Below are 23,331 nucleotides of genomic sequence, written 5' to 3'. Positions count from 1 at the left end.
GCAGCGCGCTACGGCGCGATTTCCCTGCGCAGCCGCTCGCCGCCCAGCGGCATGTCGCGCAGGCGCTTGCCGGTGGCATCGAACAGGGCGTTGCCGATGGCGCCCGCGGTGGGTCCCATCGCGGCTTCGGCCACGCCGAGGAACGGCGCGCCGGGGCGGTCGATCAGGTGCACGTTGACGGTGGTGGGCACGGCGGAGAAGCGCATGATCGGATAGGCACTCCAATCGAAGCTGCCGATGCCGCCGGTGTCAAAGCGCAGCTGCTCGTAAAGCGTCCAGCTCGCGGCCTGCAGGACGCCGCCCTCGATCTGGTTGCGCACGCCATCCGGATTGACGATCTGCCCGCAATCGACGGCCACCTCCGCATGCTCCAGGCGCACCAGTCCCGTGTCGCGCACCACCGAGATCTCCAGCGCGATCGCCATATAGCCCATCAGGTTCTTGTACCTGGCGAACGCGAAGCCGACGCCGTGGCCGGGCTTGCGGCCGCGCCGGGGCCAGCCGAACCTGGCGGCGGCAAGCTGGATCACGTCACGCGCGCGCGGGTCTTCCAGATGCCGCAGCCGGAACGCCACGGGGTCGGTGCTGGCCGCGGCGGCCAGTTCGTCCATGAAGCTCTCGATCGAGAAGACGTTCATGTGCGCGCCCAGCGAGCGCATCGCCGAGGTGCGCAGCGGCATGGTCGGCGAGAAGTGGTTGACGATGTGCGAGGCCGGGAGCTGGTAGAGCGGAATCGCGTTGCGGTCGCCGCCGCCTTCGGGCTGCAGCATCGGGACCGAGGGCGCGGGGACGAAGGGCCTGGCCAGCTGGGTGGCGGGCAGCAGCCGGCCCGCGTTGACCACGCGCTCGTTATGCGAGCTGCTCCACAGCGCGTAGTCCCAGTCGACGATATGGCCACCGGCGTCGAGCGAGGCCTGGACCTCGGTGACCATGGCCGGCGTGAAGTGGTCCCACAGGTTCTCCTGGTCACGCATCCATTGCACGCGCACCGGCTTTCCCGGCAGGGCGCGGGCCAGATAGGCGGCATGCGCGGCGGCGTCGTCGGCGCCGTTGTGCCCGTAGCATCCCGAGCCTTCCACGTGGATGCAGCGCAGCTTGTCCTTGGGCATCGACAGCATCTCGGCCAGGCCGTCGCGCAGCGGGTAGACGCCCTGGGAGTGGGTCCATACGGTCAGTACGCCGTCCTGCATCTGCGCGACGGCGCACGAGGGGCCGATCGATCCGTGCATCAGGTAGTGCTTGGAATAGCTGGCGGCCAGCGTCCTGGTGCCTGCCGGCACAGCGCTCCGCGTGTTGGCGATCTCGATGTGCTGCGTGGCGAGCTGCTTGAGCTGCGCGATCACGTCGGCGGGGCGGGGCAGCGCGCGCCCCTTGCTCCAGCGGCAGGCGGCGCCGAGCGCGCGCTGAGCCAGTACCGCCTGCCATTCTCCCGCGGCTACCACGGCGAGCAGGTTGCCGTCGCGCACGACGGCGATCACGCCGGGCATGGACTTGACCGCGGTCTCGTCGACCGACAACAGGGCAGCGTCATAGGCAGGCGGCAGCACCACGCGCGCATGCACCATGCCCGGCATGGCCAGGTCCTGGACATAGCTCGGCTTGCCGGTGACCTTGCCGGGAATGTCCAGCCGAGGCATCGGCGTGCCGATCACGGAGAACGACTTGGGGTCGCGCAGCGGCGAGGCGGGCGTTGCCGCGCGGTGCAGGTTCACCGTAGGCAGCAGTTCGCCGAACGACAGTGAGCGCCCGTCGGGGGCCGTGATGCGCGCATTGCCGACCGACAGCGACGCCGCATTGACACGCAGCTGCCGCGCGGCGGCGTCGGTCAGCAGCCCGCGCACCTGGGCCGCCGCGTTGAGCAGGGCGCTGCCGCTGTCGGCCATGGTGTGGCTGCCGGCGGTCAGCCCTTCGTCCGGCGAACGGCCGGTATCGGCGCTCAGGAAGGTGATCAGCGCGGGCGCCATCTGCAGTTCTTCCGCTGCCACCTGCAGCAGCGCGGTGCGCACACCAGTGCCCAGCTCGACCTTGCCGGTGTACACCGTGACCTGGTTGTCGGGGGCGATCCTGATCCAGGCGTCGAGATAGGGGTTGGTCTTCAGGCTGCCCGCCAGCGCCTGGTATTGCCGCGCGATCTGCACGGCCGCGCCCTCGTCGGCCAGCACGGTCTGCGCCATGGCCTCGCGTCCCGGCAGCAGCGTGAAGCCCACCACCAGCGAACCCGAGACCAGGAAGGTGCGGCGACCCAGGTCGATGTGGTCGTCATGGCCGCTCATCGCGCCCCCTCATTGCTGCTCTCGGCCTTGACCCCGCCCGGGCGCATGGCGCCAGGCGTGCCGGCCACGGCGCGGATGGCCGCCAGGATGCGCATATGGGTGCCGCACCGGCACAGGTTGGGTTCCATGTGCGCGCGCAGCTCGGCCTCGGTGGGATGCGCGTTGACCTCCAGCAGGGCCTGCGCGCGCATGATCATGCCAGCGATGCAGTAGCCGCATTGCGCCGCTTGGTGGTCGATGAACGCCTTCTGCAAGGGCCCCGGCCTGTCGGCGGTGCCCAGGCTCTCGATGGTGCGCACCGGCCGGGCGCCGATCGATGCCACCGGCATCAGGCACGAAAACACCGCGCGGTCGCCGACGATGACGGTGCAGGCGCCGCACTGGCCCAGGCCGCAGCCGAACTTGGCGCCGTGTAGGTGCAGCTCGTCGCGCAGGGCATAGAGCAGCGGCGTGGACGGATCGATGTCCAGCGCGTGGCTGGCGCCGTTGACGGTGAGCTTGATCATCTCGATTCGTCCCCTTTCCTGAGGTTGGCGATGGTGTCCTGCACGCCGGTCCACGGCGGCTGCCGGGTGTAGGTGGCGCGCAGGTAGGCCGCCAGGTCGGCAAGTTGCTGGTCGTCGAAGGCTTGCGCGAACGCTGGCATGTAGTGCATCGCGTCCTCGCCGTTCCACGCCACGCCTTGCAGCATCATCTGGATGGCGTTGCGCGGCGTGCTCGCGTTGACCGCGGAACTGGTGGCGAGGCTGGGCCGGGCCCCCACGCTTTGCATTGGCGAGCCGGGACCATGGCAGGCGGCGCACGCTCCGGTGAAGAGCGCCGCGCCGCGCGCGATGGCGGACTGGTCGGTCACGGCCGCCGACACCGGCACCACGGCGGGCGCGGATGCTGGCTTGCGCAGCGACATCAGATAGCTCGCAATGGCATCGACGTCCGCCTCTGGCACGGTGGCCAGTTCGAGCGTGACTGGCAGCATCGGCCCGGCTGCCGCGCCATGCGCCGCGGAGATGCCGGTGCGCAGGTATGTGCTTAGCTGCGCCTTGGTCCAGGGCACGGGCCCGCCCGCCAGGCGATTCAGCGGTGGCGCTTCCCAGTTGTCCACCACGCCGCCGGCGAAGGCGCGGCCCGGTTTTTCCCCGCCGATCGCATTGAGCGGAGAGTGGCAGGCGGCGCAGTGGCCAAGTCCGTCCACCAGCAGGCGGCCGCGGTTCCAGGCTTCATCCTGCGCTGGATCGTGTTGTGCTTCACCGGGTCGAAGGAACAGCACGTTCCAGAAGGCGACCAGGGGCCGGAAGTTGAGCGGGAAGATCAGTGCATTGGCGGGCGGCCTGGCAGTTACGGGCTCGCGCCGCATCAGGTAGGCATAGGCCGCCTCGATCTCGCGGTCCGACATCCTGGTGAAGTGGATGTACGGAAACGCCGGATAGAGCTGGTGGCCGTCGCGCGCGATGCCGCGCCGCATGGCACGCATGAAGGCGTCCAACGACCAGTTGCCGATGCCGGTTTGCGCATCGGGCGTGATGTTGGTCGAGTAGATGGTGCCGAACGGCGTGACCAGCGGCAGGCCGCCGGCGAAGGGCTGGCCGCCCTTGGCCGTATGGCATACCGCGCAGTCGCCGAGCGCGACCACGCGGGCGCCCTCCAGTGTCAGCGCCCGCTCGAAGGAAGCCGGCGCGGGCGCGGCGATCGGCGCGATGGCCGGCTCCCACATGATGCCGGCGGCAGCCAGCAGGGCAACAGCCGCTGCCCCTGCCGCAGCGAGAAGGATGGGCCGGCGTTTCATGCCTGGCCTGCCGGGAGTCGATGCCGGTTCATTGCGGGAATCCTTGTGTCGATAGAGGCCCGCGGTGCGCATTCCATGCATCGGGACCTCTGGCAGCGGCGGGAAGGCGCGGCTCAACTCGCATGGTAGGAGCCGTGTCGACCGGCAACAATCAGACGAGTGGTCTGTGACGCCCAAACCAAAGTATGAGAGGGGGGGCTAGCGCGATGGCGCGGCGGGCGGTGCTCGACCCGGCCGAGCACGCCGATCGCCTGCCGGCTACCCGCATTCACGCCGCGGCCGGGTAATCGGTGTAGCCTCCGGCACCGCCGCCGAAGAATGACGTGGCATCTGGCGCGTTCAGGGGCAGGCCGCCGCGCAGCCGGGCGGGCAGATCGGGATTGGCGATGAACGGGCGGCCGAAGGCGATGATGTCGGCGCGGCCGCTGGCGAGCGCGTGTTCGGCGCTGTCGCGGCCGTAGCCGCCCGCCAGCATCAGCACGCCGCGGTAGGCCGCGCGCAGTTGCCGGATGATCGCGTCCCAGCGGGGATCGGCGTGCTCCTCCTTGACGGTGCCGACCATGGCCGGCTCCACCAGGTGCAGGTAGGCCAGGCCCCGGGTGTCGAGCTGGCGCACGATATAGCCGAAGGTCTCTTCAGGCGATGCATCTCCCATGCCCATGAAGCGCCCCATGGGCGTCAGCCGCACGGCAACGCGCGCGGGCCCCACCTCCGCCGCGATCGCGTCCACCACCTCCAGCAGCAGCCGTGCCCTGTTCTCGATGCTGCCACCGTAGGCGTCGTCGCGCTGGTTGCTGTTGGAGTTGATGAACTGGTCGAGCAGGTAGCCGTTGCCGGCGTGGATCTCCACGCCGTCCATGCCGGCAGCCATGGCGTTGCGCGCGGCGTGCCGGTAGTCGGACACGATATCGTGGATGCCGTCCAGGGTCAGCGCCTGTGGCACTGGCACGTCGCCCCAGGCGCCGTTGCCCTGCGCGTCGATAATGAAGGTCTTGCCGGGGACGGGCAGGGCGCTGGGCGCCACTGGCAGCGCGCCGCCGGGCTGGAATACCGGGTGCGAGACGCGGCCGACGTGCCACAGTTGCATGAAGATGATGCCGCCTTGCCCATGCACGGCGTCGCTGACCGCCTGCCATCCCTGGATTTGCGCCTCGCTATGGATGCCCGGTGTCCAGGCGTAGCCCTGTCCCTGCTGCGAGATCTGCGTGGCTTCGGTGACGATCAGCGCCGCGCCGGCACGCTGCCGGTAGTACTCGACATTCATGCCGGTGGGCACGTTGCCGGGCTGGCCGGCACGCGAGCGCGTCAGCGGCGCCATGGCAACGCGATGCGCCAGGGTATGGTTGCCGAGGCGAACGGGGGTGAAGAGATGGTGGGTCACGATGGTTCTCCGTCAGGTGCGATGGGTCGGTCGGCGGCAGCAGGCTTGCCTTTGCGCCGCGCTGGCTGTCTCGAAAAGAGATGACCTGAAGGTTAGGTGCTAACCCGTCGCCGGAGAATCGGGCCACCGCGCAACGTTGCGTTGCGCTGGCGGCAAGGGGAAAGGAGAAAGCGGCAAGGGGGCGTCAGGCGCCCGCTTCGTTCCGGCCGGTCGGCCCGGGAATCCGCGAGAGAAAGTCGAGGAAGGCGGCGATGCGCCGCGAGCCGCGCTGGTTGGGCAGGTAGAGCGCGGTGATGGCCGAACTGGCGCGGTTGGGGTTGACGGTCCAGTCTTCCAGGAGTGCGGTCAGCCGCCCGCTCTGGATATCGTCGTCGACCAGCCAGTCGGGCAGCAGCGCGATGCCGCCGTCGGCCAGCGCCAGTTCGCGTAGCACTTCGGCGTTGTTGCTCTTGAAGGTGCCCGGAACGGGCACCTGGACTTCCTCGGTGCCGCGCAGCAAGGTCCACATCTGCTGGCCCGCGCCGTACGTGAAGCGCAGGCACGCGTGCCCGGCGAGCTCCGCCGGCGCGGTGGGGATGCCGCGCTGCTGCAGATAGCCAGGACTTGCCACCACCCTGCGCCGGAACGTGCCGATCTGACGCGCCACCACTTCATCGAGCGACGCGGCGCTGCCCAGGCGGATGGATAGATCGATGCGTTCGCCAAGCAGGTCGACAATCTCGTCGGTCAGCGTGACTTCCAGTTCCAGCTTTGGATACTGCGCGATCAGGCTGCCGAGGAACGGCGCGATGCAGCGGCGCCCGAACGCCACCGGCAGCGACACGCGAAGCTGGCCCACCGGCGTATCGCCACGGTCGGCGATCAGCGCATCGGCTTCCGCCACCGCGTCGAGGATCTTGCGCGCCCGCTGGTAGTAGGCCGCGCCGGCCTCGGACACCGTTACCTGTCGTGTCGACCGGTTCAGCAGCACGGTGCCCAGCTCCTCCTCCAGGCTGTCCATCATACGGGTCACCGATGACGTGGCCAGGTTGACCCGCCGCGCGGCGGACGAGAACCCCTTGGCGTCGACGGTCTCGACGAACAGCTTCAATGCCAGCAGCTTGTCCATAGGTAAGACTCCAGCGGTAATGGTGTCGTCTATCCCTGCGGGGGATCAGTTGCCGGGCTTGTCGGGCGCACGCAGGGAACGCATGACGGCAGGCGCGCCGTGGAGAAACATGTCTACCTTGCGGCGGATCACGGCGTTGATGTCCGCGGGCACCTTGAGGCCATAGACCCATTTGCGCACGCCGAGATAGAAGATGGCCGCGTGCAGGCCCCAGATCATCTCGACCTCGGCCTCCAGCTCGGCCGCATTGCGCGGCTCCGGGATGCCGTACGCGGCGCGCACTTCGGCCAGCACGGGCAGGAAGACCTTGCTGCGCAGCTTGTTGAGGTACTTGTTGTTGATGCCTTCGCGCGTGAGGCCGGCAAAGATGAAGACCCGGATCCATTCCTCGCGCAGGATCACGGACGCATAGTCGAGGTAGAACGCATACAGCCGTTCGGTCAGCGGCGTAGCGCGATCGGCGATCTGGCGTTCCCAGTCGGGCCGCCATTGGAACACTTCGCTGTAGACCCGGTCGATCAGCGCCTCCTTGCTGGAGAAGTAGCGGTACAGCAAGGGCTGGGTGACGCCAATCTGCTTGGCGAGATCGCGCGTGCTGCCGGAGAATCCGTTGCGCGTGAAGTGCTCGATGGCCTTCTGCACGATCTGCTGCTCCCGCTCTTCGGGGAGCAGCCGTTTTGCGGTCTTGGCCGGGGCAGGGGTCTGCGTCGGCGTTGTGTCTCGTTTCATTCGTTCACCTGTGACCGGCACGTCCCGTGCGGAGCGTTTGCGGCATTGTACCAATCGGGTGATAAATTGTGAGGCGCGGGCGGGCTGCCGGCAGTGGGGCCGGCAGCACAGGACACGGGACCTACTGCGGCTTGATCAGCCCAAGCTCACAATCGACCAGCTGATTGTTGAAGGCGCCGCGTTCGCGCGCACCGCGCGCGGACCGGTCGGTGACCGAGAACACGTAAATGCCGGCAAAGGCCACCAGCATGGAGAACAGCGCCGGATACTCGTAGGGGTAGATGGCGCTCGCATGGCCAAGCACCTGCACCCATACGGTCGGGCTCAGCACCGTCAGCACCACCGCGGTTAGCAAGCCGAGAGAGCCGCCCACCACAGCGCCCCGCGTGGTCAGTCCGCGCCAGTAGATCGACAGCAGCAGCACCGGGAAATTCGAGCTGGCGGCGATCGAAAAGGTCAGGCTGACGATAAAGGCAATGGTTTGCTTCTCGAACAGGATGCCAAGCAGGATGGACAGTACGCCCAGCACCAGCGTGGTCATCCGGGAGACGCGCATCTCCTCCTTGTCGGTGGCGTTGCCCTGGCGCAGAACCTTGGCATAGAGGTCGTGCGAGATGGCGGAGGAACCCGCCAGCGTCAGCCCCGCCACCACGGCCAGGATGGTCGAGAACGCTACCGCGCAGATGAAGCCGAGGAAGAGGTTGCCGCCGACGGCATGGGCCAGGTGCACGGCCACCATGTTGACGCCGCCGATCACCGCGCCAGCGGGCGTGTGGTAGGCCGGATCGCTGGCCACCAGCGCGATGGTGCCGAAGCCGATGATGATGATCAGCGCGTAGCCGATGCCGACGATGCCGGTGGCGTACAGGATGCTCTTGCGTGCCGCCTTGACGTCGCCGACGGTGAAGAAGCGCATCAGGATATGCGGCAGGCCGGCGGTGCCGAAGATCAGTGCCAGGCCGAGCGATACCGCCGAGACGGGATCGGAGACCAGACCGCCCGGGCGCATGATGGCCGCATGCTTGCCGTGGGCCTCGATGGCCTGCCCGAACAGCGCATTCAGGCTGAAGCCGAAGCGGCTCATGACCATGAATGCCATGAAGGCGGCGCCGGCCAGCAGCAGCACTGCCTTGATGATCTGGATCCAGGTGGTGGCCAGCATGCCGCCGAAGAACACATAGACCACCATCAGCACGCCGACCAGCACCACCGCCGCCGTGTAGCTGAAGCCGAACAGCAGCTCCACCAGCTTGCCGGCCCCCACCATCTGCGACACCAGGTACAGCAGCACGATGACGATGGAACTGGACGCGGAGAACGCGCGGATGGGGCGCTGCTGCAGGCGGTATGAGACCACGTCCGCCAGCGTGAAGCGGCCCAGGTTGCGCAGTGGCTCGGCGATCAGGAACAGGATGATCGGCCAGCTGGCGAGAAAGCCGATGGAGTAGATCAGGCCGTCGTAGCCGCTGGTAAAGACCAGCGCGGAGATGCCCAGCAGGGAGGCCGCCGACATGTAGTCGCCGGCAATGGCCCAGCCGTTCTGCAGGGCGGTGATCTTGCCGCCGGCTGCATAGTGGTCGGCCACGCTGTGGTTGCTCCTGGCCGCCCAGCGCGTGACCACGAGCGTGGCGGCGACGAACATCAGGAACATGGCGATGGCGATGACGTTCATGCCCTGGCCCACCGAGCTCGACGCCGCAAAGGCTGGCAACGCGGTGAGCAACAGGGCAGCGCCGATGGCGCAGAGGTTGGCTTGCTTCATTTTGCTGCCCCTTGCTTGATTTCGCTGATCCGCTGGTCATACACGGTGTTGGTGCGATGCACGTACACCGCAACCAGCAGGAAGGTCAGCGCGAACATGCCGAAGCCCACGGGAATGCCCACGCTCATGGGCTGGCCCAGGGTCAGCTGGCGGCCCAGCAGCGCGGGCCGGAAGGCGAGCGTGAGGATGTAGCCGAAGTACACCGCCAGCATGATGGCGGTCAGGGCCCACGCGAACCTGCGCCGCGCGCGCACCAGGGACTGGAATGCCGGATTGGCGAGCAGGGGATTCGGTGGGGGCGCAGCGGGCGCGGCGCTTTCGCGGGCGGCTGCGGCAAAGGTGGGGGCGGTGTGTTCCAAGGTTGTCTCCGTTGGGGGCGGTTGGTCTGGCGGGAGGGCGGCGGCGCGCTCAGAAGCGCGTCGATACCGCCGTCTCGCGCATCACGGCTTCCGGCGTGCGATAGCGCTCGGCCATCTGGCGGTCGGTCTCGTTCTTGAGCTGCGCCTGCATATAGGCGCCGAGGTGGCGCGCGTGCTGGACGATGGCCGCGCCCACCTGCACGCGCTCGTCGCTGTAGCTTTCCAGTGCGGCACTGACGCTGTCATGCGCTTGCAGGGCCTTGACCAGCGAGATGGCGTCGCCCGCGGCCTTGGTCACACCCATGCCGCAGTGCGGGCGCGCCACGAAGGCGGCGTCGCCGAGCAGCGCCACGCGGCCGAAGGCCATGCGCGGCACCTCAAGGTCAAAGATGGGCTGGAACAGCGGCTGCGCGGCCTTGGTCACGACCTCGCCGAACTGGGGCGCCAGGTTGGCCAGCGCGGCTTCCTCCATGCTGGCAAGCACGTCCGGGCGGATCAGCCCCGGCGGGATGCCGCCGGACCAGCGCTTGCCGCTGGCGTCGGTCAGCAGGTCGGGCAGGTCCACGTCTTCGCTGGTGGCGCGGTACCACACGAAGTTGTAGCGGCGCTCGCCAACCCGGGTGCTGTTGCCCTGGCCCGCCACCGGGTAGCCGAGGATCTGCTCGCGCGGCGGCAGGCAGAAGGCGAACTTCTCGAACAGCATGTCGCGCGTGGCTTCGCTCAGGCTCGTTTCGTCCACCAGGCCGCGCCAGGCGATGTAGCCAGCGTACTGGAGCCGGGACTCGGGCAACAGGCACTCGCGCAGCGCGGAGCGGAAACCGTCCGCGGCGATGACAAGATCGGCGTGATGGATCGAGCCGTCGTCCAGCATCACCACGGCGCGGCCGGGCTCGCTGCGCACCGACACCACATTGGCGCCCGTACGGTAGGTGCCCCCGGTGAAGGCGGAGCGCAGCACGTGGTACATCTTGCCCCATGCCGTCAACGTTTGCGGCAGCTCACGCTGCGACAGCACGCTGCCGTCCTGGCCCAGCGTCAGCCGGGACTTCACCTGCACGCCGATGGAATCGTCCACCTCGACCCCGGCGGCGGCCAGGACCTCGAACAATTCCGGATGCGTGACGATGCCCGCGCCGCGTCCGGCAAGGGCTTCGGGAACGCGCTCGCATACCTCCACTTCCCACCCGGCGCGGGCGAGCAGGTTGGCCGCGAACAGTCCGCCCAGCGAGCCGCCCACGATGATGGCCTTCGGCCGTGTCGATAGGGTCGTCATGATCAGTCTCCTGCCACTTCGGGGTGGGGCGCGCGCGCGCCGTTGCCCGGGATTTCAAGGCCCGCCACCTCGGCGGCGGGGTAGTTCAGTTCGATGGTGACGCCGGAAGGGTCCTCGATGAACACCTGGTGCAGGCCCAGGCTGGGGACGGTGCGGTCGCGCCACGGGATGCCCTCGGCTGCCAGCTTCGCCCACATCTGCGCCACGCCGGTGGCCAGGAACGCAATGTGGTCGAGGGCGCCGGTGCCAGCCGCCGAGGGGGCGCGGTCGCCGAGGTAGGCGGACAGTCCGCCGGGGTTGCCAGGGTCGGCACCGATGATGTGGACTGTGCCGAAATCACCTTCGTCCCCGCCCATGTACAGCCAGGCGCCGGGGAAATCGAAGGGCGGGCGATAGCCTCGCCTGAATCCGAGAATGCGTTCGTAGAAGGCGCAGGATTGCTCGAGGTCCGTGGTGCGGATCGAGAAGTGTGCGAGTTTGCGGATGGTCATGGGTGCCTCTGCTATTGATCGATCGATTAGTGATCGTGTGATAAATTGTAGGTCGGCTGCGTGGAACGGCCAAGAGCAAAAAAGGGGAGTACTTACCCTGATCGGCGGAGTGCATGCCGGCTGCGCCACTTCTTCGCGGCGCAGCCCTGTGCCTTAGTGCAGTGCGATCCCCATGATGCGGTTGCCCATGCGAATGCCCCACTGGGTCATCTGCTCGCCTTGTGCGTGTTCACCCTGCTGCCAGCGCTGCAGCGCCTGGTCCGGGTCGGCCGTGCCGTCGAGCGCCTTGGCCAGCGCCACGGCATTGGCTGCGGCCTTGGCGGTGCTGCCGGCGGTATGGGGGCGGGGAATGAAGGCGGCATCGCCGGTCAGCAGCACGCGGCCGAACACCATGCGTGGCACCTGCAGGTCCTGGATGGCCTGGACGAAGATCTGATCGGTGTTATCGATCAGCGCGCGGAACGAGGGGTTGGCGCGCGCGGCCGCGGTCTGGCGAAACCAACGCTCTTGCTCAGCCGACAACATGCCCGGCGGGATCGAATGGCCGCGGCGTTTTCCGTCGCGATCGGTGAGCACGGCATCGAGCGCAGCGCCGGGCTCGGCCTTCAGGTACCAGAGCCAGTTGAAGCGGCGCCGTCCGGGCGCCGTGGCGCCGTCGGCGCCGGGCACCATGTACTGCAGCATCATCGAGTCGCGGTCTTGCTGGAACACGAAGTTCTCGTGCAGCAGCGGCCTGGCCGATTCGGGCAGAAGGCCCTCGTCGACCAGGCCACGCCAGACGACATAGCCGGCATAGGCGGGGGCGACGCCGGGCAGCACGATCCCGCGCACGGTAGAGCCGGCGCCGTCGGCACCGACCAGCAGCTCGCCGCACGCCTGGCGTCCATCGGCAAACGTGGCGCAAACGCCGTGCTCGTCCTGCGCGATAGCGGTGAGCGCGGCACCGCGATGATAGTGCGCCGCCGGGAAATGATCGAGCAGGGTGGAATACAGCGTGTTCCACGAGGTCTGTGTCTGCGGCATGCGCTGGCGGTGGAGCACGTGGCCGCCTTGGTCCAGGAACAGCCGGTCGTGCGAGCGCACACCCAGCGCGCCGTGCGCGGCGATGCCGGCGAACGAGAACGCCCGCAGCACCTCCGGCTGCAGGACAATGCCGCCGCCACGGCTGTCGAGGTCCGATGCCGAACGCTCGAACACGTCGACCTGCCAGCCCACGGCACGCAGCGCGGTGGCCGTGAACAGGCCGCCCAGCGAGCCGCCTATGACCAGGGCCTTGCGCGGGCCGACGGAGGATGCGTCATTGGTGTTCATGTGTGGCTCCAGAGTGCGAGTGGATGCGTTGCATCGTAGAAGCGCCCGGGTCCGCAGAGAATGCTTGGCGGGGGCAAAGCAGTTTTGCGTGGGCGGCAACGGGGTGGCGCACTCGCCGCGCGAACCCAGCGTTGCGCCGCCGGCAACGCAGGTTTGCGCCGGCATGCCATTCCGCTGATGCGGGCCGCCGTCTACGCTGGCTGCATCACTCACGCAAGGAGCCGTCATGAAACCCATCGACACCCAGATCACCTATGACTTCATTTGCCCGTGGTGCTGGATCGGCCATCGCAACCTGAAGGCCGCCATCGGGCGCATGTCGACCGAGGCCGCCCTCGCGATTTCCTATGTGCCCTACGAACTCAACCCGGACATGCCGGTGGAAGGCGCGGACCGCAAGGCCTACCGTAGCGCGAAATTTGGCAGCTGGGCCCGCTCGCAGTCCATGGACGCAGAGGTGACGACGATGGGCCGGCGCACCGGACTGGATTTCAACTATGACCTGATCACGGTCACGCCCAATACCCGGCTTGCGCACCGGCTGATGGCATTCGCCCAACAGAACGGCGACGCAGCCATGGCGGAGGCGTTGTTCGATGCCATCTTCGCTGCGTACTTCTCCCGCGGCGAGCACATCGGCCTGATCGATGTACTCGTGCCGCTGGCCGTATCGGCCGGCTTCGATGCGCAAGCTGTGCGCAATCACCTGTCTGGCACCGACGGCGAAGCGCAGATCGTGGCGGCGCAGGCGAAGGCGCTGCGCGAGGGGGTCCGCTCCGTGCCCACGATCCGGATCGGCAACGCCGTCATCGCTGGGGCGCAGCCGCCTTCGATCATGGAGAAGGCGTTGCAGGCGGGCGTGGCCGAGGCCATTTGATCGTGAACATGCAGCACGCGCACCGGGCGGCTGCCGCAGAGAATCTGGAGAACACAGACATGAACAAGCAAGCGACGCTTCATTACGTCTACGACCCGTTTTGCGGATGGTGCTATGGGCTTGCGCCGCTCGTGTCGGCAGCCGACGAAGCCGGCCTGAGGGTGGTGCCGCACAGCGGCGGCATGCTGGCGGGAGAGCGGGCGCAGAACATGTCCGCCGAATGGCGCGATTTCGTTCGCCCTCACGAGGAGCGCATCACCGCGCTCAGCGGGCAGCCTTTCAGCGAGACGTACCAGCAGGGCACGCAGTTCGACTACGATGTCAGGCTGGATTCCGGCCCGCCCACCGCGGCGATGCTGGCCGCCGAAGCCGTCGCCGGAGCAGGGCTGAAGATGCTGGAGCGCCTTCAGGTTGCGTACTATCGCGAAGGACGCCCGATCGCCGAGCGCAAGGAACTGATCCAGATTGCCGACGAACTGGGGCTCGATGCTGCGTCGTTCGCAAACGCCTACGACCAGGCGAGCGCGATGCTGCCGGACCATTTCGAGCAGACCCAGGCGCTACTCGAGGAGATCGGCGGCCGTGGCTACCCGGCGCTGGCCATCGAGCAGGACGGCAAGATCTCGAGACTGCGCCTGGGTCGGTATTTCGGGAAGCCGGAGTTGTTCAAGAAGGCAATGGGGGAGGCTTTGGCGCAATGAGTGCGTGCTTCGGCGCAATTCGGGCTGTTTGATGACACCTTGCCCACGCGAATCACGCGGCGCTGCGCTGTGCTGCAGGGCAGCCAGCCGGCGGATTAGAATGCTCGCACCGGCGCGCTCCACGCTGACCCGGCGCCATCCGGGCGCCGCAGCGCGCGCTTGATTGGCGACTTTCCGTATCCAGGCTTTCATCGTGACCATTCGCAGCTTCCAGGGCAAGGCCCCCCAACTCGGCGACCGCGCGTTCGTCGACCCCAGTGCCGTCGTGATCGGCGACGTAGAGATCGGCGCGGACAGCTCCGTCTGGCCGCTGGTGACCATTCGTGGCGACATGCACCGCATTCGCATCGGCGCGCGCACCAGCGTGCAGGACGGCAGCGTGCTGCACATCACGCATGCCGGGCCGTTCAATCCCGATGGCTTTGCGCTCACCATCGGCGACGACGTGACGATCGGCCACAAGGCGCTGCTGCATGGCTGCACGGTAGGCAGCCGCATCCTGATCGGCATGGGCACCATCGTGATGGACGGCGCGGTGATCGAGGATGAAGTGATCCTCGGCGCCGGCAGCCTGGTGCCTCCCGGCAAGGTGCTCAAGAGCGGGCATCTCTATGTCGGCAGCCCGGCGAAAGAGGCAAGGGCGCTGACGGAGAAGGAGCTTGGCTTCTTTCGCTATACGGCGGCCAATTACGTCAAGCTGAAGGACCAGCACGTGGCGGCATTGAAGGGCGGCTGACGGGTTGCCTGCCTGGTTCGCGGGGATATCCCGGCCGCTATTGTCCAGGATCGCCGCGACTTCCAGGTCGCAGCCCAGCGCCAGGCAGACGCCATTGCCTGTGAGGGCTTTGCCTTTACAATAGAAGATCACATTTCCGAGAAAAAAGAACAATGAACTTCTATGAAGGCAAGGTATCGGTGCGAACGATCTCTGCATTGCTGGTCATCGTTGGCGCGTCGCTCTGTGTAGCGCCGGCCAGTGCGCAGTCCACGGAAAATATGGGCGGGTCGGAGCAAATGTCCGTTGGCACGCTGTCGATCCTCGCCGCGCCTGTCGTCAGCGTGGCCGGCAGCACCGGTGGCGCGGGCCCGGTGGAGGGTTCCTTGCTGGCGGGCATGGGCAGTGCCTTTGTCGTTTCCGGCATTGCGCAGGGCGGGAAGGATACCGTCGAGGTGATCCTCGACTCGGTCAGCACCGCGGGCAAGGCCTCGGTCAAGGTCGCCAAGAGCGGGTTCGAGAAACTGGGCGTGTCGGTGGGCGCCACCGTGAACGCCGTGGCCGATTCGACCGGCACCGTGCTGGTGGTGTCAGGCAAGGTGCTCGCCTTCATTCCCAATACGATCGGTGAGGCGTTGCTTTATCGCGAGCGGGTTCCCACGGCCGCGAAGCCGTGAAGGGGCGCGCCATGATCTTGAACCGGATGGGGCGCACCGGCGCCTTGCTCGCCTTGCTGCTGGTTCCGCTGCTGGCGTCGGCGGGGCAGAGCTGCGAAGACACGCCGCTCAGCACGCAGACGCTGCGCCAGGCCATGGCCACGGCGCAAAAGGTGACGGCGGAGATGGAGCGGCGCCAGGACAACGTGGCGCTGGTGGGGCGGGTGGGGCAGGACCTGTCCAGCTATGGGCTGAAATACAGCCACGTCGGCATCATCTACCGCAACCCGGCGGACGCGCGTTGGCGCATTGCCCATTTGCTCAATAGCTGTGGCACCGCGCAGTCGGATCTGTGGTACGAGGGCGTCGGCAATTTCTTCCTCGACGATATGTTCTCGTACGATGCCGTCCTGATCGTCCCTCCCAAGCAGATCGCCGATCGCCTGCTGCCGCGCCTGCAGGATGGCGCAGCCCTGCGCTCGGTTCACGACGTCAACTACAGCCTGGTATCGTACCCATTCTCCACGCAGTACCAGAACTCCAACACCTGGGTGCTGGAAACGCTGGCAGCCGTGGAAGCCAGGGACGCCAAGATCGTCAATCGCGAGCAGGCGCAGGCCTGGCTCAAGCTGGCCGGTTACCAGCCGTCCGAGATGAAGATCGGTACGTTCAAGCGCCTGGGTGGCCGCGTGTTCAAGGCCAACGTGGCCTTTGACGATCATCCCACTGAACTGCGCTTCTCCGACCGCATCAGGACCGTCACCGTCGATTCCGTGATGCGATTCCTGGCGGACCGCAACGAGGGCTGGCAGGTCGTGGAAATTCCGGCAGCGCGCTAAGCCACCGGCGCGCGTTTCCCGTCAGATCACCTTGCCCGGATTCATCAACCCCTGGGGATCGAGCGCCTGCTTGATCGCCCGCATCATCGCCAGCTCCACGCCGCTCTTGTAGCGGCGGTTTTCCTCGCGCTTGAGCTGGCCCAGCCCATGCTCGGCGGAGATCGAGCCGCGGTGGGCGTGCACGCTGTCATGCACGATCAGGTTGATGGCTTCCGAGTTGCCGAGGAAGGCATCGTGGCTTTCGCCCACGGGCGGCGACACGTTGTAGTGCAGGTTGCCGTCGCCGAGATGGCCGAAGGTGACCATGCGCGCGCCGGGGAAGGCATGCTGGATCAGGGCGTCGGTGGTGTCGATGAAGTCGGCGATGCGCGAGATCGGCACGGCGATGTCGTGCTTGATGTTCTTGCCATCGTCGACCTGGGCGAGCGGGATATGTTCGCGCAGGTTCCAGAAGTCGCGTGACTGCTGCACGGATTCGGCGACTACCGCGTCTTGCACCACGCCGGCTTCGAAGGCAGTTTCCATCAGCGCTTCGAAGATCGCGCGCGCATGGTCTTCGCTTTCGTTGTCGGACAGTTCCAGCAGCACGACTTGGGGGTGCGGGCGGTCGAACGGATAGCGCAGTTGCGGGTAATGCGTGGTGACCAGCGACAGGCACCGCTCGGACATCAGCTCGAAGCCGGTCAGCATGGCGCCTGCGCGCTGCTGGGCGATGGCCAGCAGGGCCAGCGCAGCGCGCGGGTTGGCCACGGCTGCCAGCGCGGTGACGCGAGCGCGCGGCAGCGGGTAGAGCTTCATCACAGCGGCGGTGATGATGCCGAGCGTGCCTTCCGCCCCGATGAACAGGTCGCGCAGGTCGTAGCCGGTGTTGTCCTTGCGCAGGCCGCGCAGGCCGTCCCAGATCTCGCCGGCAGGCGTTACCACCTCCAGCCCCAGGCAAAGCTCACGCGTATTGCCATAGCGCAGCACGGCGGTGCCGCCGGCGTTGGTGGAGAGGTTGCCGCCGATGGTGCAACTGCCTTCCGCGGCCAGGCTCAGCGGGAACAGCCGCCCGTGCTCGCGCGCGGTGTCCTGCAACTGCTGCAGGATCACGCCGGCTTCCACGGTGATGGTGTTGTTGAGCGGGTCCACCTGCCGCACGCGGTTCAGGCGTTGCAGCGAAATCACCACCGAAGCCTGGTCCGCCTGCGGCGTGGCGCCGCCGCATAGCCCCGTATTGCCGCCTTGCGGCACCACGGCGAGCTTGTGTGCGTGGCAGGCGTGCACGGCGGCGGCGACTTCTTCCGCCGAGCCCGGCCGCAGCACCGCCACTGCCTCGCCCGTGTAGCGCTTGCGCCAGTCGGTCAGGTAGGGGGCTTGATCGGCGGCGTCGGTCAGCACGTGCTGCTCACCGAGCGCGGCGCGGCACAGGGCAAGGAAGGAATCGAGGTGCGAGGCGTTCATGGCGGTGGGTCCGGGAGGGCGGCCGCTGTGAGGGCGGCCGCGCTGAGATGGATCGGTGCGGGCTGATGGCAAGCTCGCCGGCGTGGTCATTTGCCGGGCTTGGCCGGCTGCAGGGCCTTGGCGCGGCGCTTGTAAGGGCGCAGGTAGAGGATGGTGCCGAAGAAGAACAGCAGCGTTAGCGCCACCTCGGTCCACGCCAGCGTGGAAGATGGGGCGCGGTCGCTGGTGGCACGCACGATGCCTTCGGTGAAGAACAGCAGGATCAGCATCGACGACCACTGCATGGTGTAGCGGTTGCGGGTCAGCACGCCGCGCAGCGGCAGCAGCAGGGGCAGGAACTTGAGGATCAGCCAGGAGCCGCCCGGACGCAGCGGCGCCAGGAACCATTCCCAGGCGATGCACAGCACGATCAGCGCAATCAAGCTGCCGGCGCTCAGGCGCCAGAGGGCGGCATTGTGCAGCGCGCCGTCGCTGGCGTTGGCGGCGGACGGGGCCGTGGCGTGCGACGCGTCCGGGACTTTCGGGGCGGCGCTCATGCGCGGCTCCCGCCAGCCAGGCGCAGCGCAGTCTCGGCCAGGCGCTTGCCCATGGCGCGCGCGAGCGCGGCTTCCTCCTCGGACACCGGCGCGCTGTTGTCCACGCGCGCGTGGTGGCTTGGGCCGTAGGGCGTGCCGCCACCGGTGGTGGTCATCAGCGCGCTTTCCGAATAAGGCAGGCCCATGACCAGCATGCCGTGATGCAGCAGGGGCAACATCATGGACAGCAAGGTGGTTTCCTGGCCCCCGTGCAGGCTGCCGGTGGCGGTGAACACACAGGCGGGCTTGCCGGTGAGGGCGCCGGACAGCCACTGGGCCACCGTGCCATCGAGGAAGTACTTCATCGGCGCGGCCATGTTGCCGAAGCGCGTGGGGCTACCCAGGGCCAGGCCCGCGCATTCCTCGAGGTCGCGCAGTTCCGCGTAGGGCGGGCCTTGCGGGGGGATATCCGGGGCGGTGGCTTCGCTCACCGTCGAGACCGGCGGCACCGTGCGCAGGCGCGCCTGGGCGCCGGGCACGCTGTCGATGCCGGTGGCGATGAGTTCGGCCAGCTTGCGGGTGCTGCCGTGGCGGCTGTAGTAGAGGACTAGGAGTTCGGTCATGGACGGGGCTACGGCGCCTGACGGTGTAACCGGGGAGGCGCCAGGATGGAGCGGTCCCGGGAGGCAGGCCGGGTTTGTGCCTTGCGCGGCGCGCGAGGGCAATGCGCGTATTATAGTTGCGGCCTCGCCACGGAATCCCGGTAAGGAGTTTGCCCCCGCATGTTTGCCGCCCGCATCGTTCGCCTGCGCAGGGAATGGAATCTGCAAAAACTACGCGCGCTCACGCGCTACGCGCTGCGCCGCGCTGGCGAAGGCCGCTTGCCGCAGGTCGCGGCCAGCCTGACATTCACCACGGTACTGGCGGTGGTGCCGGTGCTGACGGTGGCCTTCGCCTTGCTGGCGGCCTTCCCGGTGTTCCGCGAGTTTCGCAGCGCGACCGAATCCTTCCTGTTCCAGAACCTGATTCCTGGCAACGTCAGTAATTCCATCACCAGCTACCTTGGCCAGTTCGCCAAGAATGCCAAGGGCCTGACGGCGGTGGGCCTGGGTGGCTTGATGGTGACTTCGGTGCTCACCATGCTGACGGTGGAGGACGCGCTCAATGCGATCTGGCGGGTCAAGCAGCGCCGCCCGCTGGCGCAGCGCGTGCTGGTGTTCTGGGCCGTGCTGACGCTGGGCCCCGTGCTGATCGGTGCCAGCCTGTCGATCAGCTCCTACCTGATCTCGGTCTCGGCTGGTTATGTCGGCACCATGCCGTTTGGGCTGGGGCTGGTGGTCGGCCTGACGCCGGTGCTGCTGTCGGCGGTCGCTTTTGCCTTCCTCTACACGGCCGTGCCCAACGCCAACGTGGAGTGGCGCGACGCGATCGCCGCCGGGCTGGTGGCAGCGCTGGCCTTCGAGCTGGCCAAACGCGGCTTCGGCTACTTCGTCACCCATATCCCGACTTACACCGCGGTCTACGGCACCTTTGCCGCGCTGCCGATCTTCCTGCTGTGGATCTACCTGAGCTGGCTGGTGACGCTGCTGGGTGCCACCATCGCCGCCAACCTGCCGGTGATCCGGCAGGGCTACTGGCGCCGCCGCACCTTTGCCGGCAGCGAGTTCTTCGACGCGCTGGGCGTGCTCTACCTGCTCTATCGGGCGCGGGACGAAGTGCCGCGCAGCGTCGGCGAGCTCGACCTGGGGCGCAAGCTGCGGGTGGAGGCGGACTACCTGGCTGGCCTGCTCGGCAAGCTCAAGGGGATGCATCTGGTCGGCAGGCTGGCGCAGGATCGCGGCCAGGCGCACTGGGCGCTGCTGTGCGATCCGGGCCAGGTGACGCTGCGCACGCTGCACGACCGGCTGGTGCTGAACCTGCCGCGCTTGCCGCGCACGGCGCTGGCGCAGCAGTTGCAGGGCGCCGATGCGCTCAAGCAGGTGCTGGACAACCCGCGCCTGGACCAGCCGCTGGATGCGGTGTTCCGCCGGCAGCAACAGGAGGATGGCCCGGCGGTCCAGGAACGCTCAGCCGATCCCGCGCGGCGCACCCTGGAGGTGGTGCCGCCCGGCTGGCACGGCCAGGTCTGATGGCAGCGCGGGCCTAGAAGGGAATCCTGCCGCGCCAGATATCGCCGTACATCACCCAGTCGCCCATCAGGCTGTAGAGCGGATGGCGGAAGGTGGCGGGCCGGTTTTTCTCGAAGACGAAATGGCCGACCCAGGCGAAGGCATAGCCGGACACGGTGGCCGCTGCCAGCCACCACCAGTTGCCGCTGAGCAGGAGTGCGAGCAGGCACAGCAATGCCACGGTGGAGCCGGCGAAATGCAGGCGGCGACAGGTGGGGTCGCGGTGCTCGTTCAGGTAGAAGGGGTAGAAGGCGGCGAAATTCTCGAACTCACGGGGGTGGGCCTGGGGCATGGCGGGGGCCTGTGGGGTGTTCGGGGGCTTTTAGTTTAGGTGGGGGGGGACTGTAACTGCAACTGCTTACCGTCAAAGGCAACTGCGGTTTCACCACCCCTGCGGGGCGGCGACCTACTTTCTTGTCTTGCCAAAAAAGTAGGCAAAGAAGGCGCGCCGGTGTACGGCCTGGGCACACCTTGACGGCTCACTTCGCATCGCGCTTGGGTGTTTCCCGCCCCTTAGGGCGGGAAACACGGCTACCACAGTTGGTTGATCTTGCGGCTGGTTGGCTCCCCTCTCCCACTTGTGGGAGAGCAGCCGGGGAGAGGGCGGGCGCTCGCTACGCCGCCGCCTTCAAGCTGCCGCTACCACTTTGCGCGCAAACGCCGCCAGCGCGTCCAGTACCTCATCCGGCCTTTCCCCCATCAGCGCGTGCCCGCAGGGCACCGTGACCGTGCTGGCCGATGCCATCCTGGCGGCGAGCGCCTGGGCGGCCTTGGGCGAGGTCATCATGTCCTTGCTGCCGCTGATGAACAGGGCGGGACAGCGCACGGCGGCCACCGCGGCGTCGCCGTTGGCGTAGGCGTTGCAGGCGGAGAAGTCGTTGTGGAAGACGTGGCCTTCAGGGTTGCGTTGTGCCACGCGTTCCATCAGGCGCTGGCTGCCGCCTTGCATCCACGAGCCCGGTCCCGGCGAGGAGGGCTTGTTGGCGAGGCTGGAGTGCGACCACGCGTTGACCATGGCGATGGCCTGGTCCACGCGGTTGAGCGAGGCGTCGAGCAGGGCGTCGGCAACCTTCATCGGATAGGCCGTGGCAAGCAGGGCGATGCCGCGCACCGCGTCAGGGTGGCGGGCGGCCGTTTCCAGGGCGATCAGCGAGCCCATGCTGTGCCCGAAGACCAGCGCGGGGGCGCTTACTCCGGCCGCGCGCACCAGTTCGATCACCCAGTCGGCCATGGCCTCGACCGTCTTGAGGGGCATGCCCTCGCTGCGGTTGTGGCCGGGCAGGTCCACCGCCAGCACGCTGAAGCCGTGATTGGCGAACCAGCGCGTCTGCAGAGCCCAGACGCTGTGGTCGTTCTGCGCGCCGTGCACGAACACGGCACAGGGCAGGGCGGGGTCGAAGGGTTTGCCGCCGGTGTAGGCGTAGGCCTTGTGGCCTGCGATCGTCAGTTCCATCAGGCTTGCCCTCCCTTGGCGCTCATGGCTTTCTCGGCTGCCTTGAGGCCGCGCTTGAGGTCGTCGATGAGGTCGTCCGGGTCTTCCAGTCCGACCGATAGACGGATGGTGCCTTCGCTGATGCCGGCGGCCTGCAGCGCCGCGGCGTCCATGCGGAAGTGGGTGGTGGAGGCCGGGTGGATCACCAGCGAGCGGGCATCGCCCACATTGGCCAGGTGCGAGAACAGCGCCAAGCTTTCGATGAAGCGCTGGCCCGCGGCACGGTTGCCCTTGAGGTTGAAGCTGAACACGGCGCCCGCGCCGCGCGGCAGCAGGCGCTTGGCGAGTTCGTAGTCCGGGTGGGATTCCAGCTCCGGATAGGCGACCGACTCGACCATCGGGTGCGACACCAGGAACTGCACCACGCGGCGCGCGTTGTCCACATGGCGGGCCATGCGCAGCGGCAGCGTCTCGATGCCCTGGAGCAGTTGCCAGGCGGCCATCGGGCTCAGGCAGGCGCCGAAGTCGCGCAGGCCTTCGCGGCGCGCGCGCAGCAGGAACGGCGCCACCGTGCTCTCCTCGGTGAAGACCATGTTGTGGAAGCCAGCATAGGGTTCCGACAGCTCCGGGAAGCGCCCGGAGGCTTCGAAGTCGAAGGTGCCGCCTTCCGCCAGCACGCCGCCGATGGTGGTGCCATGGCCGCCCAGGAACTTGGTGGCCGAGTGATAGAGCAGGCCGGCGCCCAGGTCGAAGGGCTTGAGCAGGTAGGGCGTGGTGAAGGTGGAGTCGACCAGCAGCGGGATACCGTTGTCCTGGCCGAGTTGCGCCAGGGTCGGGATGTCGAGCACGTCCAGCCCGGGGTTGCCCAGGGTCTCGCCGAACAGCAGCTTGGTCTCGGGCCGGATGGCAGCGCGCCAGGCGTCGATGTCGCGCGCCTGCACGAAGGTGGTCTCGATGCCGAAGCGGCGCAGCGTGTAGTGCAGCAGGTTGTGCGAGCCGCCATACAGGGCGCTGGACGCCACGATGTGCGAGCCCGCGCCCATCAGCGTCGCCACCGCCAGATGCAGCGCGGCCTGGCCCGAAGCCACGCCGATCGCGCCGGCGCCGTTCTCCAGGGCGGCGATGCGCTCCTCGAAGACGGCGACCGTCGGATTGGAGATGCGGGAGTAGACGTGGCCCGCGCGTTCCATATTGAACAGCGAGGCGGCGTGCTCGCTGTCTTTAAAGACGAAGGATGTCGTCAGGTGGATGGGCGTGGCCCGCGCCCCCGTGGCGGGGTCGGGAGCGGCGCCAGCATGCAGCGCCAGGGTGTCGAAACGGGTACCGGACATGGCTTCAAGGGCTAGAGTTGTCTCCGGATCGCATCGTAGCATCCGCTGCTGCCGGGGGCACGGCAAATAGCCTTGGCGGCCCCGGCGGCGGCCCGTGCTTTACTTGGGCGGCTGGTTTCGGCTAGGATCGGCGCATCAGGCCATGCCGGCGGCGGCAGGTAATAAACAGCAAAACAGCAGATTC

23 protein-coding genes are annotated in these 23,331 nt (G+C 67.7%); 6 read left to right on the top strand and 17 right to left on the bottom strand.

The features are described 5' to 3' along the window. Positions 1-8: 8 nt before the first annotated feature. The 11 genes from AC1RQK_RS03945 to AC1RQK_RS03895 all read right to left on the bottom strand — a co-directional run bounded on the left by AC1RQK_RS03945 (position 9) and on the right by AC1RQK_RS03895 (position 12,470). Complete coding sequence (locus AC1RQK_RS03945; RefSeq protein WP_492807746.1) at positions 9-2,273, bottom strand: xanthine dehydrogenase family protein molybdopterin-binding subunit; 2,265 nt, start codon at positions 2,271-2,273, stop codon at positions 9-11. Continuing rightward, entirely contained in the window at positions 2,270-2,779 is a 510-nt protein-coding gene (locus AC1RQK_RS03940) for a (2Fe-2S)-binding protein (RefSeq protein WP_492372642.1), read from the bottom strand. The genes AC1RQK_RS03945 and AC1RQK_RS03940 overlap by 4 nt, the downstream gene beginning before the upstream one ends. Next, positions 2,776-4,056: a c-type cytochrome gene (locus AC1RQK_RS03935; RefSeq protein WP_492372641.1), complete on the bottom strand. Its 1,281-nt coding sequence runs from the start codon at positions 4,054-4,056 to the stop codon at positions 2,776-2,778. The genes AC1RQK_RS03940 and AC1RQK_RS03935 overlap by 4 nt, the downstream gene beginning before the upstream one ends. A gap of 268 nt (positions 4,057-4,324) precedes the next feature. After that, positions 4,325-5,437, bottom strand: a complete 1,113-nt coding sequence (locus AC1RQK_RS03930; RefSeq protein ID WP_492372640.1) for an alkene reductase — start codon at positions 5,435-5,437, stop codon at positions 4,325-4,327. A gap of 184 nt (positions 5,438-5,621) precedes the next feature. Further along, the gene (locus tag AC1RQK_RS03925) at positions 5,622-6,545 is read right to left on the bottom strand and encodes a LysR family transcriptional regulator (protein ID WP_492372639.1); all 924 of its coding nucleotides are present in this window, start codon (positions 6,543-6,545) and stop codon (positions 5,622-5,624) included. Between the two features lie 45 nt (positions 6,546-6,590). Beyond that, positions 6,591-7,274, bottom strand: a complete 684-nt coding sequence (locus AC1RQK_RS03920) for a TetR/AcrR family transcriptional regulator (protein WP_492372638.1) — start codon at positions 7,272-7,274, stop codon at positions 6,591-6,593. 121 nt (positions 7,275-7,395) lie between these two features. After that, positions 7,396-9,036 (bottom strand): cation/acetate symporter ActP, encoded by a 1,641-nt coding sequence (gene actP / locus AC1RQK_RS03915; protein ID WP_492807742.1) that lies wholly within the window; start codon positions 9,034-9,036, stop codon positions 7,396-7,398. Then, complete coding sequence (locus AC1RQK_RS03910; RefSeq protein WP_492372636.1) at positions 9,033-9,395, bottom strand: DUF485 domain-containing protein; 363 nt, start codon at positions 9,393-9,395, stop codon at positions 9,033-9,035. Before AC1RQK_RS03910 ends, actP begins: the two co-directional genes overlap by 4 nt. A 49-nt stretch (positions 9,396-9,444) precedes the next feature. Then, entirely contained in the window at positions 9,445-10,668 is a 1,224-nt protein-coding gene (locus AC1RQK_RS03905) for an FAD binding domain-containing protein (protein ID WP_492807740.1), read from the bottom strand. Between the two features lie 2 nt (positions 10,669-10,670). Next, complete coding sequence (locus AC1RQK_RS03900; protein WP_492372634.1) at positions 10,671-11,159, bottom strand: VOC family protein; 489 nt, start codon at positions 11,157-11,159, stop codon at positions 10,671-10,673. A 153-nt stretch (positions 11,160-11,312) separates the two neighbouring features. Next, positions 11,313-12,470 (bottom strand): FAD binding domain-containing protein, encoded by a 1,158-nt coding sequence (locus AC1RQK_RS03895; RefSeq protein ID WP_492372633.1) that lies wholly within the window; start codon positions 12,468-12,470, stop codon positions 11,313-11,315. 226 nt (positions 12,471-12,696) lie between these two features. Between AC1RQK_RS03895 and AC1RQK_RS03890 the strand changes: the two genes are divergently transcribed. The 5 genes from AC1RQK_RS03890 (at position 12,697) to AC1RQK_RS03870 (ending at position 16,258) form a co-directional block, all read left to right on the top strand. After that, entirely contained in the window at positions 12,697-13,347 is a 651-nt protein-coding gene (locus AC1RQK_RS03890; protein WP_492807739.1) for a DsbA family oxidoreductase, read from the top strand. Positions 13,348-13,406: 59 nt separating this feature from the next. Next, a complete protein-coding gene (locus AC1RQK_RS03885) occupies positions 13,407-14,048 on the top strand; it encodes a DsbA family protein (protein WP_492372631.1) in 642 nt (213 codons plus the stop codon). 193 nt (positions 14,049-14,241) lie between these two features. Continuing rightward, positions 14,242-14,784, top strand: a complete 543-nt coding sequence (locus AC1RQK_RS03880; protein WP_492372630.1) for a gamma carbonic anhydrase family protein — start codon at positions 14,242-14,244, stop codon at positions 14,782-14,784. Between the two features lie 152 nt (positions 14,785-14,936). After that, entirely contained in the window at positions 14,937-15,440 is a 504-nt protein-coding gene (locus AC1RQK_RS03875) for a hypothetical protein (RefSeq protein ID WP_492807737.1), read from the top strand. Positions 15,441-15,451: 11 nt separating this feature from the next. Beyond that, complete coding sequence (locus AC1RQK_RS03870; RefSeq protein WP_492807735.1) at positions 15,452-16,258, top strand: DUF2145 domain-containing protein; 807 nt, start codon at positions 15,452-15,454, stop codon at positions 16,256-16,258. 21 nt (positions 16,259-16,279) lie between these two features. Here the strand turns inward: AC1RQK_RS03870 and AC1RQK_RS03865 are convergent, their stop codons facing one another. The 3 genes from AC1RQK_RS03865 to wrbA all read right to left on the bottom strand — a co-directional run bounded on the left by AC1RQK_RS03865 (position 16,280) and on the right by wrbA (position 18,839). Then, on the bottom strand, positions 16,280-17,701 hold the full coding sequence (locus AC1RQK_RS03865) for an FAD-binding oxidoreductase (protein ID WP_492807733.1): 1,422 nt from the start codon (positions 17,699-17,701) through the stop codon (positions 16,280-16,282). Positions 17,702-17,787: 86 nt separating this feature from the next. Beyond that, positions 17,788-18,237 (bottom strand): DUF2069 domain-containing protein, encoded by a 450-nt coding sequence (locus AC1RQK_RS03860; protein ID WP_492372626.1) that lies wholly within the window; start codon positions 18,235-18,237, stop codon positions 17,788-17,790. Continuing rightward, positions 18,234-18,839: an NAD(P)H:quinone oxidoreductase gene (gene wrbA, locus AC1RQK_RS03855; RefSeq protein ID WP_043344989.1), complete on the bottom strand. Its 606-nt coding sequence runs from the start codon at positions 18,837-18,839 to the stop codon at positions 18,234-18,236. The genes AC1RQK_RS03860 and wrbA overlap by 4 nt, the downstream gene beginning before the upstream one ends. A gap of 159 nt (positions 18,840-18,998) precedes the next feature. Here wrbA and AC1RQK_RS03850 point away from each other — a divergent pair, with 159 nt between their 5' ends. Continuing rightward, positions 18,999-20,345, top strand: coding sequence for a YihY family inner membrane protein (locus AC1RQK_RS03850; RefSeq protein WP_492807730.1), 1,347 nt, complete (start codon positions 18,999-19,001; stop codon positions 20,343-20,345). Between the two features lie 13 nt (positions 20,346-20,358). Here AC1RQK_RS03850 and AC1RQK_RS03845 read toward each other — a convergent pair whose 3' ends face one another. From AC1RQK_RS03845 to AC1RQK_RS03835, 3 genes are all read right to left on the bottom strand, one after another. Further along, positions 20,359-20,676 (bottom strand): Mpo1-like protein, encoded by a 318-nt coding sequence (locus tag AC1RQK_RS03845; protein WP_492807728.1) that lies wholly within the window; start codon positions 20,674-20,676, stop codon positions 20,359-20,361. 336 nt (positions 20,677-21,012) lie between these two features. Further along, entirely contained in the window at positions 21,013-21,837 is an 825-nt protein-coding gene (locus AC1RQK_RS03840; RefSeq protein WP_492374748.1) for an alpha/beta fold hydrolase, read from the bottom strand. After that, positions 21,837-23,147, bottom strand: coding sequence for an O-acetylhomoserine aminocarboxypropyltransferase (locus tag AC1RQK_RS03835; protein WP_183031501.1), 1,311 nt, complete (start codon positions 23,145-23,147; stop codon positions 21,837-21,839). Before AC1RQK_RS03835 ends, AC1RQK_RS03840 begins: the two co-directional genes overlap by 1 nt. Positions 23,148-23,331: the final 184 nt, after the last annotated feature.

The sequence above is a fragment of the Cupriavidus sp. GW822-FHT02D05 genome, from assembly GCF_058802485.1.
Note: the sequence above shows the minus strand (reverse complement) of the source record. Positions and strands in the feature narration are given on the sequence as shown.

Coding starts and splice junctions, on each gene's coding strand:
- AC1RQK_RS03945 (WP_492807746.1), bottom strand. CDS start 2,273: ATGAGCGGCCATGACGACCACATCGACCTGGGTCGCCGCACCTTCCTG.
- AC1RQK_RS03940 (WP_492372642.1), bottom strand. CDS start 2,779: ATGATCAAGCTCACCGTCAACGGCGCCAGCCACGCGCTGGACATCGAT.
- AC1RQK_RS03935 (WP_492372641.1), bottom strand. CDS start 4,056: ATGAAACGCCGGCCCATCCTTCTCGCTGCGGCAGGGGCAGCGGCTGTT.
- AC1RQK_RS03925 (WP_492372639.1), bottom strand. CDS start 6,545: ATGGACAAGCTGCTGGCATTGAAGCTGTTCGTCGAGACCGTCGACGCC.
- AC1RQK_RS03920 (WP_492372638.1), bottom strand. CDS start 7,274: ATGAAACGAGACACAACGCCGACGCAGACCCCTGCCCCGGCCAAGACC.
- actP (WP_492807742.1), bottom strand. CDS start 9,036: ATGAAGCAAGCCAACCTCTGCGCCATCGGCGCTGCCCTGTTGCTCACC.
- AC1RQK_RS03905 (WP_492807740.1), bottom strand. CDS start 10,668: ATGACGACCCTATCGACACGGCCGAAGGCCATCATCGTGGGCGGCTCG.
- AC1RQK_RS03900 (WP_492372634.1), bottom strand. CDS start 11,159: ATGACCATCCGCAAACTCGCACACTTCTCGATCCGCACCACGGACCTC.
- AC1RQK_RS03895 (WP_492372633.1), bottom strand. CDS start 12,470: ATGAACACCAATGACGCATCCTCCGTCGGCCCGCGCAAGGCCCTGGTC.
- AC1RQK_RS03890 (WP_492807739.1), top strand. CDS start 12,697: ATGAAACCCATCGACACCCAGATCACCTATGACTTCATTTGCCCGTGG.
- AC1RQK_RS03885 (WP_492372631.1), top strand. CDS start 13,407: ATGAACAAGCAAGCGACGCTTCATTACGTCTACGACCCGTTTTGCGGA.
- AC1RQK_RS03875 (WP_492807737.1), top strand. CDS start 14,937: ATGAACTTCTATGAAGGCAAGGTATCGGTGCGAACGATCTCTGCATTG.
- AC1RQK_RS03870 (WP_492807735.1), top strand. CDS start 15,452: ATGATCTTGAACCGGATGGGGCGCACCGGCGCCTTGCTCGCCTTGCTG.
- AC1RQK_RS03865 (WP_492807733.1), bottom strand. CDS start 17,701: ATGAACGCCTCGCACCTCGATTCCTTCCTTGCCCTGTGCCGCGCCGCG.
- AC1RQK_RS03860 (WP_492372626.1), bottom strand. CDS start 18,237: ATGAGCGCCGCCCCGAAAGTCCCGGACGCGTCGCACGCCACGGCCCCG.
- wrbA (WP_043344989.1), bottom strand. CDS start 18,839: ATGACCGAACTCCTAGTCCTCTACTACAGCCGCCACGGCAGCACCCGC.
- AC1RQK_RS03850 (WP_492807730.1), top strand. CDS start 18,999: ATGTTTGCCGCCCGCATCGTTCGCCTGCGCAGGGAATGGAATCTGCAA.
- AC1RQK_RS03845 (WP_492807728.1), bottom strand. CDS start 20,676: ATGCCCCAGGCCCACCCCCGTGAGTTCGAGAATTTCGCCGCCTTCTAC.
- AC1RQK_RS03840 (WP_492374748.1), bottom strand. CDS start 21,837: ATGGAACTGACGATCGCAGGCCACAAGGCCTACGCCTACACCGGCGGC.
- AC1RQK_RS03835 (WP_183031501.1), bottom strand. CDS start 23,147: ATGTCCGGTACCCGTTTCGACACCCTGGCGCTGCATGCTGGCGCCGCT.